The sequence below is a fragment of the Hymenobacter jeongseonensis genome (genome assembly GCF_015694725.1).
Classification (GTDB): domain Bacteria; phylum Bacteroidota; class Bacteroidia; order Cytophagales; family Hymenobacteraceae; genus Hymenobacter; species Hymenobacter jeongseonensis.
The window spans coordinates 76,404-89,755 of sequence record NZ_JADQDQ010000008.1 but is presented as its reverse complement, the minus strand read 5'-3'; the positions used below and the strand labels follow the sequence as shown (position 1 = coordinate 89,755).

The following is a 13,352-nucleotide window of genomic DNA, read 5'->3' as shown; positions in this document are numbered from 1 at the left end:
CTGGTTTCTGATGAACGACGACTCCCTCTACCACGAACTTGCCCTCACTCTCCTGCCCGGCATCGGCCCGCAGCTCACGCGGCAGCTGATGAGCTATGGCGGCTCGGCCAAAGCGGTGCTCACAATGCCGGCAGGCCGGTTGCGCCGTATTCCCGGCGTGGGCGACGCCACCATTAAAATTCTGACCGGCGCCGAGCGCGAAAAAGCGTTTCGCAAAGCCGAAGCGGACATGCGAAAAGCCGAAAAGGAGAACGTCGAAATTCTTTTCTATACCAACAAGCGCTTTCCCAGTCGCCTTAAGTTGATTCCGGATGCGCCCGCCATTCTGTATTACCAGGGCACAGCTGACCTAAATGCGCCCAAAACCGTGGCGCTGGTGGGCACCCGCAAAGCCACCGAGTACGGCCGGGAGCAAACGGAGCGTATTGTGAAAGGCCTCGTGCCCCACCAGCCGCTGGTGGTGAGCGGCCTAGCCTACGGCATCGATATCATGGCCCACCGCGCGGCCCTGCAGGAAGGGCTGGAGACCGTGGGTGTAATGGCCACCGGCCTCGACATCATCTACCCCGCCGTGCACCGCAAAACGGCCGAGAAAATGCGCGAGCAAGGCGGCCTGCTCACCGAATTTGCCTTCGGCACCCCGCCCGACCGCTACAATTTCCCGTCCCGCAACCGCATCATCGCGGGCCTTTCGGATGGCACTGTGGTAGTGGAAGCGGCCATCAAAGGCGGAGCCCTCATCACCGCCGAGCTGGCCCTTAGCTACGACCGCGACGTGCTGGCCGTGCCCGGCAACCTGGGCTCAACCGCCTCCGAAGGCTGCAATGCGCTTATCAAAAGCAACAAGGCCGCGCTTTATGCGGAGCCGCTCGACTTGGAGCAGTTGCTGAACTGGGATGCGGCGCTGCACCAATCGGGCAAGTTCAAGCCCGTTCCCACTTACTCGGCCGATGATTTTACGGTTGAGGAATTTGCGCTGATTACCGTTCTGGCAGCTGCTACGGGCAGAGAAATGCAAATGGATGAGCTGGCCTGGAAGGCACAACTGGCCATTCACGCCGTGGCGTCGCTCCTGTTGAGCCTGGAGTTTCGGGGTGTGGTGCGGGCATTGCCGGGCAAAAAGTTTGGCTTGATTTAGTCCCCGAATGTTATTTGAGCCGCAATGAACCTAGTCTTGTACAACGGCGAACAGTTGCCAAGCCAAGCTTGCGGCCTACTGCTGCCCAACCGGGGCCTGGCTTTCGGCGATGGGTTCTTCGAAACCCTTGTTTTTGTCGACAACCGCCTCCGTTTTGCCGCTGACCATCATGCCCGAATGCAACGGGCCGCCGCTGCCCTATACTTGACGTTGCCAGCCGCCTTGGCTACGGCAGGTGCTTTGGAGCAGACCCTCACGGAACTGACTCGGGCCAATAATCAGCCCGCGGCCCGGCTGCGCCTGCAGCTTTGGCGGGCGGGCGGCGGCCGCTACACGCCCCTCACGACTACTTGCGGGTGGTTGGCGACCGCCGAGCCTTTTGGTGCCGATGATTCAGCCGTTTCCCATGCTGCCTTCGCGTTGGAAACCTATTCCATTTACTCCCCACTGAGCTTTTGCAAGGGCCCGCAGGCGTGGCTCTACGTGCGCGCCGCCCACGAGCGGCAGCAGCGCGAGTTAGATGAAATCATCCTATGCGATGCGGCCGGCCACGTGGCCGAAGCCGGAGCCGCGGCCATTTTTTGGATAAAGGACGACGTGCTGTTTACGCCTTCGCTTGATAGCGGCTGCGTGGCTGGGGTGCGCCGGGGGCAGGTAATGCGTGCGGCCTATCAAAAAGGCACAGAATGCCAAGAAGGCCTGTTTACCCAAGATAAATTACTTGCAGCGGATGCGGTTTTCACGGCTAATGTAGCGGCTATTAGGCCATTGAAACAGGTTGAGAACACAACGTTTCACAAGCCAAATCCACTTCTTACTGCATTAAGAAACGATAAGTAATGGTAACGGTATCAACGGCTACGTTGCTGGGCTTGAAGCGTAGGGAGTGCGACACCCGTAAGGCTTCGGCATCCAAGTCGGCGTAACCTTTTTCCGCGTAAACGGCATCTCCGCCTTCAGCCTTTAGCTCGCGACGGATAATTGTCGCCCGGCTCACGCTTCCGTCGGCCGCCACAGTGAGGTGCACATGCAATTTTCCATCTATTCCTGCTCGCAACGAATTGCTTGGATATTTGAGTTGGCGGTTTGTGAAATGGTATAACTGCTGAGCTTCCCGGCGCTGAGCAGTGTCAATTTGTTGCCAGAAACGTGGCAAAATCGATGAAGCGACAGTGGCTACTTGTGGCTTTGCTGCTGAAGGCGGTACGCGGCGCTGTAAATGCAAAGGCATACCAGGCGCAGAATAGCCTTGCGCCTGAGCTCTAAGCTGCAAAAAGAACACTCCAGCCAGTAGCAGCGCCGTTCTCATAGTGGTAATTTACACCGCCACCGGCGCTTTTATTGCGGGCCAAGGCTCGTAATTCTCCAGTTGGAAGTCCTCGTACTGAAAGCCGAAAATATCATTCACCTCAGGGTTTATGCGCATCTGGGGCAGCGGGCGTGGCTCACGTTCCAATTGCAGCTTGGCTTGCTCCAAGTGGTTGCTATACAAATGGGTATCACCGCCCGTCCAGATAAATTCGCCGGGCTGCAAGCCCGTAACCTGAGCCACCATCAGGGTGAGCAGCGCGTAGGAAGCAATGTTGAAGGGCACCCCCAGAAAGAAGTCTGCGGAGCGCTGGTAGAGTTGGCACGACAGCTTGCCATCGGCAACGTAGAACTGGAACAGAGCATGGCAGGGCTGCAGCTTCATTTCGGGCAATTCGGCCACGTTCCAGGCCGAAACGAGGATGCGGCGCGAATCGGGCTGAGTCTTGAGCTGCTGGATAATCGTGCTGATTTGGTCGATGTGGCCGCCGTGGCCATCGGGCCAGGAACGCCACTGGTGGCCATACACGGGCCCTAGCTCCCCGTTGGCATCGGCCCACTCGTCCCATATTTTTACGCCGTGTTCCTTGAGGAAGGCAATGTTCGTGTCACCCTTCAAAAACCACAGCAGCTCGTGAATGATGCTCTTAAGGTGGACTTTTTTGGTGGTCACCAGCGGGAAACCCTCGGCCAGATTGAACCGCATTTGCGGACCGAACAGGGACAAAGTGCCCGTGCCGGTTCGGTCGGATTTCACGGTGCCGGTTTCAAGAATTTGACGGAGAAGGGCTTGGTACTGGCGCATGAGTTGGTACAGCAAATGTTCCCAAAAATACTCACGGGCAAGGTTCCTCTCAGTTTCCGGCTACATTAGTACCTCATTTAAGCTTTCAATGATATGGTTATGAGCGCACCGAGTCTTGGTATTGATGCCGAGGTTTTTGGTTCAGACATTATTCCAGCCATCGAAAAGTCGTTTGGCATTCAGTTCGAGCAAAATGATTTTGAGGAGGTTAGCACGTACGGTGATTTGTGTAGTACTGTGCGGTCTAAGCTCAATCTGGCGTCTGTTTCCACCTGCACCACACAGCAGGCTTTCTACAAACTGCGCTTAGCCTTGCAAGCCCACGGGGTGCCGGCTACCATTGGCCCTACTTCATTGCTGGAGGACGCACTTCCCGCACAATGGTTCCAGCGGCGCCGGGCGGTGAATGCCATCCAACAGGTGCTTGGCATGGAGTTGAATATCTTGAAAATGCCTGAAGCCGTTGAAAGCTTTTTTGCCATTATGGTGCTGCTGTCGGTTGTAGGCATTCCAGTCGCTGGATTAATAATTGGCTCAAGAGGCGCCACAATATGTGCACTCGGCTTTGTAGCAGCCATCATGGGGCTGATGATTGGCAGTTGGCTAGGGAATACCATACGATATACTACTATAGGCGAAATCGTATCAGCAATGAGCAGCCAGTACTATCGTCAATCGCGACGTGACCCGAGTTCAGTGAATCAGACAGAAATCAATCATCATTTAAGTGAATTATTTAGTTACCATTCAGGCATTGAAGTACGCGAGTTAACTTCTGATGCACTTTTAGCTTATAAGTGATTAGCAGCGGGCAAACCCTATTCCATAACGTCATGCTGAGCTTGTCGAAGCATCTCTACCGCTTCGTTGAGAAAGCTCCAAACGAAGCGGTAGAGATGCTTCGACAAGCTCAGCATGACTCAAAGTCACAATCTCAAACATTATTAAAACGCAAAAAGCCGCCTCGTTTCCGAAGCGGCTTTTTGCGTTTTTAAGCAGCACCCGAGGCTATAGCTACTACAGCTTCACCGTAGCTGGCGCTTTCTCGACTGGTTTTACGGCGGCAGTTTTGGTGCCTTTTTTCATGCAGCAGCTGGGCATTGAGGCGGCCATGTCCTTGCTGCAGCTGGCTTTGGCTTCGGTGGTGCAAACGGCTTTCTTTTTGCCTTTTTTAGCGCCTTTCTCGTCGCCTTCGTGGGCGAAGGCAGTGGAGCCGGTGAAAGCCAGCAGGGCGAGGGCGAATAGGGTCTTTTTCATGAGCAAGTGGCGGTGGGGTGAGGAAACAAAAGGTGAAAAACGAGGGTTTGATGGCTCTAATATACAGCCCGGGGCCGCTGGTTTTAGTACTGGCCCCGACCTTTACCTCCCCTATTATTTCCGATGCCGCGCTCAAGGCTTCTGCCCTGCCGTACGGCCTGCCCGATGCCCATCCGCCGCCTCGCCCACCTCACCCTCGTTCTGCTGGGCCTGCTCACGGCCCTGAGCGTGTATTCTACCGCTCAATTGCGGTTCAATTACAATTTCAACGACTTCTACCCGGCCGGCGACCCCGACCTGGACTACTACCAGGGCTACACCCAACGTTTCGGCAACGACAACGACTACGTGTTGCTGGGCCTGGAAGCCCCCGCCGGAAAAACGGTTTTCGACCCCGCTTTTCTCGCGCAAGTCGATTCCCTCACGCAGCTGGCGCGGCGCCAGCGCTACGTGCTGAGCGTGACTTCGCCCACCACCCTGGCCAACCCAGTGGTTGAAGGCTTCGGCCTTTTCAGCATTCCCTACTTGCACCCCACCGAGCCTGCCCGCCGCGCCGCCGATTCCACCCTGATTTATCGCACGCCCGGCTTAGTGGGCAACGTATTCAGCCCCGATGCCCGGGCGGTTACGCTGGTCCTGCAAATCACCCCGGACCTGGAAAAGCCTCCCGGCGATTCTCTGTTTGCCGCGCTTCACGGGGGCATTACCCGGCTGGGCCTGCCCGATGAGCGGGTGCATTTCGCGGGCAAGCTCGTGGCGCAGTCCGTGTTTGTGGATAGGTTGAAGTGGGAATTGGTGGTGTTTATGTCGCTGTCGGTGCTGCTGGTCACGGGGTTGCTGTGGCTCACTTTTCGGACGTGGTGGGGCGTGGTGCTGCCGCTCATTGTGGTGCTGGGCGCCATTTTGTGGGGCTTGGGCGTGATGTCGGCTTTTGGCGTGAGCATCGATTTGATGACGGCTCTGCTCCCGCTCATGCTGTTTGTGGTGGGCATGTCCGACACCATTCACATCATCAGCCGCTACGTGAGCGAGCTGGGCTACGGGGCCGGCAAGAAAGAGGCGCTGTGGGTCACCATCAAGGAATCAGGGTTTGGGTCGGGATTGTCGGCGCTGACCACCAGTCTGGGCTTTTTCACGCTGATGACTTCCACCATCCGGCCCATTCACAATTTCGGGCTGTTCACCGGAGTTGCCATCATCCTCGCGTTCATTCTCAGCTTCACGTTGCTGCCGGCCATGCTGGTGTTGCTGGGCAAGCCCCAGCTCCGCGAGCCACGCCGCCAGGGCCACAGCTGGGACGGCGTCCTGGGCCGGCTTTTTCGCACGGTACTGCTGCGGCGGCGGCTCATTTTTGTGGTCAGCGGGCTGGTGCTGGCCACAGCCATTGGCCTGTCCACGCGGGTGCGCATCAATTCGTCGCTGCTCGATGATTTGTCGAAAGACGACCCCGTGCGGCAGGATTTTGCTTTTTTCGAACGCCAGTTCGCCGGCGTGCGGCCGTTTGAGATGGAGTTGAAACCTGCGCTCGGCCGCGACATCTACGACCTAGCCGTGCTCCAGCAGACCGAAAAAATCGAGAGCTATCTGGAAACTACTTACGGCCTCCGCTTTGCCGCCTCCCCGGTCACGCTGGTGAAGTCGGTGCGCAAGGCCCTTAACGGCGGCGGACTGGCCGAATATCGCCTCCCCGCTGATACCGTGGAGTTGAAACGCCTGCGCAGCAAGCTCAAGCTTTTCCGCAAAAAAGCCGAATTCAGCGCCCTGGCTCTGCCCGATGGTTCGGCCGGCCGCCTCACGGGGCGGATGGCCGATGTAGGCAGCGTAGAGGCGGGCAAGCTGAACGACGCCTTGCGCCAGCACCTCCGCGCCACCGTGGATACCACCGTGCTGACGACCCGCCTCACGGGTTCATCCAACCTCATCGATAAGAACAACGAAAACCTCACCCTGAACATGATTCAGGGCATGGCCATTGACGTACTGATGGTGACGCTGATTGTGCTGGCCTTGTTCAAGTCATTGCGCATGACCATCGTAGTGCTCATCCCCAACTTGCTACCCATCGTCATAGTGGCCGGGGTGATGGGCCTGGCAGGGGTGAGCATGAAAGTGAGCACGAGCATCATCTTCACCATCGCCTTTGGCATTGCCGTCGACGATACCATCCACTTCATTTCCAAGCTGCGTCTTACGTTGGCCAAGGAGCCCGACATTTTCAAGGCCGTGCGCCGCACCTATCTGCTGGCGGGCAAAGCGGTAATCACTACTTCCCTCATTTTGGTAGGCGGTTTCTCCACGCTGCTGTTCTCAAAATTTGACGGCACGTTCTACGTCGGCCTCCTCATCGGATTGACGCTGTTGTTTGGCGTGGTGGCCGAGCTGACGCTGCTGCCGCTGCTGATTCTTTATTTCTATAAGAGGCCCAAGGCCATTCTACCACAGCCAGTACACATGGAAGTTAAACCCCGGATTTAGGGCAATGGCAATGCCGATTTTAGGAACGTCGGGGTTGACAAAATCGACTTGTTTTTTCAGTTATCGGCCTGGACTTCAAGAATACAACGGTGCTGTTGGGTTTGCCGTTAGCAATAGCTAACCTCCATCTAATCTTGCCAGCATGAGCCAGCCGATACAAGGGAAAGACTTTTACGACAGCGTGTTGCAGTTCTATGACCAGGCTGCCGGATTCTCGAAGCTAGACCCCGGCATTCTGGCCCAAATCAAGGCCTGCAACAGCATCTACAAGGTGAATTTCCCGGTGGAGGTTGAGGGAAAAATTCAGGTATTTGAGGGCATTCGGGTGCAGCACAGCCACCACAAGCTGCCCAGCAAAGGCGGCATCCGCTACAGCGTGTATGTGGACGAAGACGAGGTGAAAGCCCTGGCCACGCTCATGACCTTTAAATGTGCCTTGGTCGACGTACCGTTCGGTGGAGCCAAGGGCGGTGTGAAAATCAATCCGCGCACCAGTTCCGTCGAGACCTTGGAGCGCGTAACGAGGCGCTATGCCAGCGAGCTCATCAAGAAAAACCTCATCGGGCCGGGAATGGACGTGCCCGCCCCAGATTACGGTACCGGCAGCCGCGAAATGGCCTGGATTGCCGATACGTACCTCACTTTCAAATACGGCGACACCAGCGCCTTGGGCTGCGTGACGGGCAAGCCCGTGGGCCAAGGCGGCATCCGCGGCCGGACTGAGGCCACGGGATTGGGGGTATTCTTTGGCTTGCGGGAGCTGTTTACGGACGGTGAAATGCTCAAGAAAATTGGCTTGAGCAGCGGCATTTCTGGCAAGCGCATCATCGTGCAAGGGTTGGGCAACGTGGGCTACCACGCAGCGCACTTCCTGCAAAAGGACGGCGCGCTGATAACGGGCATTGCCGAGCGTGAAGGCGGCATCTACAACGCCGACGGCCTCGACGTAGAAGCCGTGGTGCAGCACCGCACCGACAGCGGCTCGATTCTGAATTATCCTGGCGCCAAAAACGTGGCCGACCCAGCCGACCTGCTGGAATACGAGTGCGACGTGCTGCTGCCCGCCGCCTTGGAAAACCAGATTCACGAGAGCAACGCCGCCCGCATCAAAGCCAAAGTAATTGCCGAAGGCGCCAATGGCCCCGTCACCCGCGCCGCAGAAAAGATTCTATTGGAGCGCGGCATCGTCGTGCTCCCCGACCTCTACCTGAACGCCGGGGGCGTCACGGTGTCGTACTTCGAATGGCTGAAAAACCTGTCCAATGTGCGCTTCGGCCGTATGGGCAAGCGGGCGGAAGAAGCCTCCCTGCAGCGGCTCGTGAACACCATAGAGCAGAGCACGGGCAAGAGCATCAGCCCGCAGGAACGTGCCCTCATCGTGCACGGCGCCGACGAACTGGACTTGGTGCGCTCCGGACTGGAAGACACGATGATAGTTGCCTACCACGAAATTCGGTCGGTGATGAACCAGGTGAAAGGCATTCGCGACCTGCGCACGGCGGCTTTTTACAGTGCCATTGAGAAGGTAGGCGTCAGCTACCAGTCGCTGGGGATATTTCCGTAAGCCCGAATGCATTCGTCAAATAGTTGCAAACCGGAAATTGGTCATCCCAATTTCCGGTTTGTGCGTCCGGCCCTTTTTGTTGATTAGCGGTGTGGGCAGCTTATGGCCGGAACCAAAGCGGGTACCGAATGATTGAGTGGCCACCAGCTTGCAACGCTAGATTGGTCTCTACCCTGTAATTTCGACAAAAAAAGCACATGAAGCATTCCATTTACACCGTATTCAATCGGTTCTTTTTATTGCTGTTTCTGGCTACTACCGGCCTTTTTGCGGCATCCTGCACCAAGGACGACCCCGAAGTCGTCGACTACAGCGGCATCGACGACAACCTCATCAAGAAGTACCTGACGGACAACAGCATCACCACCGCCCAAAAACAGCCTTCGGGCCTGTATTTCCGGCCGATAACCACCAATGCGAACGGCGTAAAAATCACCCCCGGCACCACCGTATCGGTGCTTTATACGGGTCGGTTGCTGGATGCCGCCGGCACGGTGTTCGACGCCACCTCCCTGCGCGCCAACACTCCCATCAACTTCGTGGTTGGCGCCGGGCGGTTGATACCCGGTTTTGAGGAAGGCATTGCGCTGATGCACATCGGCGATAAGGCCGAGTTGATAATTCCGTCAGGCCTGGCATACGGTTCGCGGGCCAATGGAAATATTCCCGCCAATTCTGTGGTGCGCTTTGAGGTCGAAGTGCTCGATTACAAGGCAATCGACGACGCGCTAATCACAAAGTATTTCGTCGATAAAAACGTCACAACTGCACAGAAGCAGCCTTCTGGCATTTATTTTTTACCTATCACCACGAACCCAACGGCTCTAAAGCCTACCGTAGGCTCCTTGGTTTCTGTACTATATACCGGCCGCTTCCTTGACGCCAACGGTACCGTTTTCGACGCATCTTCCCAGAATGGCAATACCCCGTTATCCTTCCGTATTGGCGGCAATTCTGTCATCAAAGGATTTGAAGAAGCTATTACGCTCATGCACAAAGGCGACAAAGCTGAGGTATTTATTCCTTCCTCGCAAGCCTACGGTCCGGCCGGCGCCGGCACTTCCATCGCGCCCAACACCGTACTGCGCTTTGAGTTGGAGTTGGTAGACGTGCGGTAGCCGCTGCTGGCGCGAATCAGCTGATTCGCGCCAGCAGCGCCGCGTGGTGCGGTGCCCGGCTCAACACCAATTCATTGCCCAGCAGCACCAGCTGCTGCCGCGCCCGAGTCAGGGCCACATTCAGCTTGCGGTCCACCTGCCCAGTTTCATCCGGCGACACCATCAATTCCAGCTGGTGCTCGTGATGGCAGCAAAAGCTCACAATGATGACCTCGCGCTGGCTGCCCTGGTAGCGCTCCACGGTGTCGACACTAACCTGGGCCAGCGCCGGCAAACCCAGCTCCATTGCCAGCTGCGCCAGTCGGGCCCGAATGCGGGCCGCCTGGTTCCGGTAGCTGGCAATAATGCCCAGCGTCGTTTCTGGGTTGAAGGCCTCACCGTAGCCCTGCGCTACGTAGGCGGCTGCGCGGGCCGCCAGCTCGGCCTCTTGGGCCGATTCTTTCATGGATAAATCTTCGGGCACCCGGCGGGTGGGCACAAACACCACCCGCTGCGAGCGCAACGCCGCCGCAAACGCATCGGCTACATCGGGCACCGGCCACGCCGCCCGGCTAAGCGGGGCGGCCTGCCAGGGCTGCGGGCACCGGAGCTGGTTTTCGTAAAAATCCTGGTTGACCAGCGCGGCCAGCTCCTGGTGCATGCGGTACTGGTCGGCCAGGGTGCCGTGGGCGTGCGGCCAGTGCGCCTCCGCCCGCCGAAACAGGCGCTCGAAGTAGGAGTTGCGCAGGTTGGTCAGCCCCAGTTCTTCGCGCAGTAAGTCGGCGCATTCAGCGGCAATGGCGCTGGTTTCGGGCTCCTGGGCCACCACAGCGGGTAGCTGCCGGTGGTCGCCGATGAGGATAAACTTCCGCACCTTGGCCAACAGCGCCAGCATCGGCGACTCCAGTACCTGGCTGGCCTCGTCCACCACGGCCATGTCGAACTGCTTCAGCATAAACAGTTCCGGCTTGCCCAGCAGGCTGGCCACCGTGCCCACGTAAAAGGGGCACGTCCCCAGCCGGTTACGCACGGCCTGCCGGCTGGTGCAGTCCCGCAGCATATTATCCAGCAAATAGGGCCGGTACATGGGCGCCGTCCCCAGCCGCGAGCCCACCCGAATGAACGGCAGCTTGGCCTCCACCAGCTGCTCACAGATTTCGTCCACCGCCCGGTTGGTATAGGCCGCCAGCAGCACTTGCTTGTCCTGTTTGTATAAATTGACGGCCAGTTCCCGTAGCACCGCGCGCGTTTTGCCGGTGCCGGGCGGGCCACAGAGCACAAACCAGTCGGGCGCGGCCAAGGCCCGGGCCACCACTTCCGAAGCCGTGGTGGCCGGCTCGGCGGCCGGGCTCCAGCCTTCGGGCGGGCGCGGCCCAATGCGGCCCAACAGGCGCCGCCGCCTCTCCGGCGCCAAGCTCAGAAAGGCCGATAACCCCGCCCATTCCCGCCGGAAGGTATCGTACGTATCCGGCTCCAGCGCCCAGTGCGAATGCCCCAGCAGGTAGCGCGGCGCCATGCGCCGGTTGCGCACACTCAGCACCACTTGGCCGTCGGTGCCCAGGTCTTCGGCCAGCACCACTTTCACCACCTGCGCATCGAGCACGGTGAGCTGATGAGCCGCGGCCGCGGTAGCAGCCATTTCTGCAGCCGCATCGGCACCGTCCACGGCACGAGCGTGGCGGCGGCGCGGGTAAAGAATAAGGGTGTCGCCGGCCCGGAAGTTTACTTCTCGCCCCCCCGCCGAACGCTGAAAAATCAAGTGCGGCCCCAGTCCTTCGCGGGCATCGTCCTCGGCATTGCTGTGGTCCTCCAGCAGCACCAAGTCATCCAGCAAGCTGAAGTTTTGATGCTTGCGGGCCTGCGGTAGCAGCCACAGCCCGGCCTGGCCACCGGCATCGCCCGGCCGGGCTTCGTCGCCGAGCAGGGTCAGGCGCATCTCCCGGGCCGTGAAGCGGGCCAGTTCCAAGCAATAGGCGCGTTCCACGGGGTCGGCCGCGGCCCAGGCGTTGGCCACTTTCTCGGCTTTGGCTTTGCCGAAGGAAGGCAGCGCCATCAAGTTTGGATGCAGCACCGGCGCCAGCAGGTGCGCCGTTTGGCGCGGGCCGGTGGCGCGAGCCAGCTGCAGCTCCGTCCCCACCAATTGGTTTCGGGCCGAGAGCAGCCGGTCTATCAGTTCCTGGTCCTGGTCTACGCGCCGCACGGCGGGCTGTCCACTGGCCGCATTCGAATACAGAATACTGGTACGCCCGCGCCCGGCCGTCTCCCCATCGGCCCCAAACACCGATTCGAGCAGCAGGCGGTAGAGCTGCGCCTGCGCCGCGTGGTTGCTCCACGGCTCGGCATGCGGCACTTTGGTGGAGCTTTTCAGCTCTATCAAGTCGTAGCCGGTGCTGCTTTCGTGCAGCAAATCCAGCCGCCCCTGCAGGCCATAGGTAGCCGATAAAAAAGTAGGTTCGAGGAAGCAATCCGCTAGCCGCAACGGCTCTTGCTGGTAGCCGGTACGGCTTTGGGCCACAAATCCCTGCGCCCGCGTCTCGCGCAGCGTCCGGTGGTGCCGCCGCAAGTCGTTGAGCAGCTCAGGCACGCCCGTTCGCGTCTGAAACTCCGGCAGCGTACTCAAGGACAGCGGCGAAGTCCGAAACAGCCGCTTGTTCAGGAAAGTCTCCAGGTCGAATTCCTCACCGCTTTCCCGTGCGGTGCTAGTTGCAGTAGCTTCTTCAGAAGAATCTTCCGCCTGGGCTCCACCAAACGGCATTATCCTGTCCCGCAGCGCCAGGAGTTTCTCAAGCCGGTTTTTTGCCTCGTCCTGCTTTGTTTTGCCTTCTAGTTTACGGGCCGCGTGGCTTACTTCCTCGTCCAGCAGCAGGTTCACCAGATTACCCAGCACCAGCGGCCGCGAGGTTTCATCGGGTAAAAATGCGTTCAGCAGCGCCCATTCTGGCATTGTCCCGTCCCGTTGCGCGCACTCAGCCACGGTGGTCACACTTATCAGATAGTCCGGCTCCAGCACCACGCGGCGCGCCCGCACGCTGCCATCCGGCAGCAGCACCGGCCCAATCAGGTGCAGCGTGGGGTGCAGCGCCGCCGCCAGCGGTAGCACGTTTTCATACGCTACCGGCAGCACCAACCCGAACGGCGCGGCGGGCCGGCCATCGGCCGGTGTGGCCATTTCCACGGTCAGTTCGCCGGTGGCTTCGTCGGCGTGCAGCACGTTCACCCGCCACACGGTGCCCGCCGGGCCGGCATCGGGCAGCAAGGCTTGTTCCGCTGGCAGGCTGCTTCCAGCAGTCAATGTTTCGGGTATCGGCAGTTCCGGCAGCGCGGGCCCGTCGTACACGGCCCCGGTCAAAGACAGCACCAGCGCCGCCACGGCCGCAAAACCATTTGCCACCTCCGTTGGCGTGCCGGCGTAGCTTTCGTGCACTACCAGGTTGGCCGCCAAGCGCAGTGCCTGAAGCCTGGCGCGCAACGCCACCGGCAAATTCCGCTCATACGCCACCAGCCCAATGGCCTGGCTGAGGTTGACAAACGGCGCTTCCTGCCGCTTGCACTCGTCGCGCAGCACCGTTTCGAGGAGCTTGCGCAATTTGGGCAGTTGGTCGGCGGGCGCGGCGGCCACGTCGGTGGCAAGGGCCGCGAGCCGAGGGAAGTAGCGAGTGGGCATCTGGGGTAGAAAATGAGCAGAAATCCTAATTTACAAAGCGGGGC

10 protein-coding genes are annotated in these 13,352 nt (G+C 59.1%); 6 read left to right on the top strand and 4 right to left on the bottom strand.

From position 1 onward, the window contains the following. The first annotated feature begins 10 nt into the window (after positions 1-10). Together dprA and I2I05_RS15880 are read left to right on the top strand one after the other, a co-directional pair. Positions 11-1,138 (top strand): DNA-processing protein DprA, encoded by a 1,128-nt coding sequence (gene dprA / locus I2I05_RS15885; protein WP_196283243.1) that lies wholly within the window; start codon positions 11-13, stop codon positions 1,136-1,138. A gap of 24 nt (positions 1,139-1,162) precedes the next feature. After that, on the top strand, positions 1,163-1,978 hold the full coding sequence (locus tag I2I05_RS15880; protein ID WP_196283242.1) for an aminotransferase class IV: 816 nt from the start codon (positions 1,163-1,165) through the stop codon (positions 1,976-1,978). Here I2I05_RS15880 and I2I05_RS15875 read toward each other — a convergent pair. Both I2I05_RS15875 and I2I05_RS15870 read right to left on the bottom strand, forming a co-directional pair. Further along, the gene (locus tag I2I05_RS15875; protein WP_196283241.1) at positions 1,953-2,447 is read right to left on the bottom strand and encodes an energy transducer TonB; all 495 of its coding nucleotides are present in this window, start codon (positions 2,445-2,447) and stop codon (positions 1,953-1,955) included. The two genes, I2I05_RS15880 and I2I05_RS15875, sit on opposite strands and share 26 nt — an antisense overlap. A 9-nt stretch (positions 2,448-2,456) precedes the next feature. Then, positions 2,457-3,251: a thymidylate synthase gene (locus tag I2I05_RS15870; RefSeq protein WP_196283360.1), complete on the bottom strand. Its 795-nt coding sequence runs from the start codon at positions 3,249-3,251 to the stop codon at positions 2,457-2,459. A gap of 99 nt (positions 3,252-3,350) precedes the next feature. Between I2I05_RS15870 and I2I05_RS15865 the strand changes: the two genes are divergently transcribed. Beyond that, positions 3,351-4,052: a hypothetical protein gene (locus I2I05_RS15865; protein ID WP_196283240.1), complete on the top strand. Its 702-nt coding sequence runs from the start codon at positions 3,351-3,353 to the stop codon at positions 4,050-4,052. Positions 4,053-4,268: 216 nt separating this feature from the next. Here I2I05_RS15865 and I2I05_RS15860 read toward each other — a convergent pair whose 3' ends face one another. After that, on the bottom strand, positions 4,269-4,508 hold the full coding sequence (locus I2I05_RS15860; RefSeq protein ID WP_196283239.1) for a hypothetical protein: 240 nt from the start codon (positions 4,506-4,508) through the stop codon (positions 4,269-4,271). A 165-nt stretch (positions 4,509-4,673) separates the two neighbouring features. On the opposite strand from I2I05_RS15860, the gene I2I05_RS15855 reads away from it, so the two are divergent. From I2I05_RS15855 to I2I05_RS15845, 3 genes are all read left to right on the top strand, one after another. Continuing rightward, positions 4,674-6,983 carry an efflux RND transporter permease subunit gene (locus I2I05_RS15855; protein ID WP_196283238.1) on the top strand — a complete coding sequence of 770 codons (2,310 nt, stop codon included), beginning with the start codon at positions 4,674-4,676 and terminating at the stop codon, positions 6,981-6,983. Between the two features lie 142 nt (positions 6,984-7,125). Further along, on the top strand, positions 7,126-8,547 hold the full coding sequence (locus tag I2I05_RS15850; RefSeq protein WP_196283237.1) for a Glu/Leu/Phe/Val family dehydrogenase: 1,422 nt from the start codon (positions 7,126-7,128) through the stop codon (positions 8,545-8,547). A 197-nt stretch (positions 8,548-8,744) separates the two neighbouring features. Beyond that, positions 8,745-9,665, top strand: coding sequence for an FKBP-type peptidyl-prolyl cis-trans isomerase (locus I2I05_RS15845; RefSeq protein ID WP_196283236.1), 921 nt, complete (start codon positions 8,745-8,747; stop codon positions 9,663-9,665). A gap of 16 nt (positions 9,666-9,681) precedes the next feature. Here the strand turns inward: I2I05_RS15845 and I2I05_RS15840 are convergent, their stop codons facing one another. Next, entirely contained in the window at positions 9,682-13,308 is a 3,627-nt protein-coding gene (locus tag I2I05_RS15840; RefSeq protein WP_196283235.1) for a DEAD/DEAH box helicase, read from the bottom strand. Between the last annotated feature and the right edge of the window lie 44 nt (positions 13,309-13,352).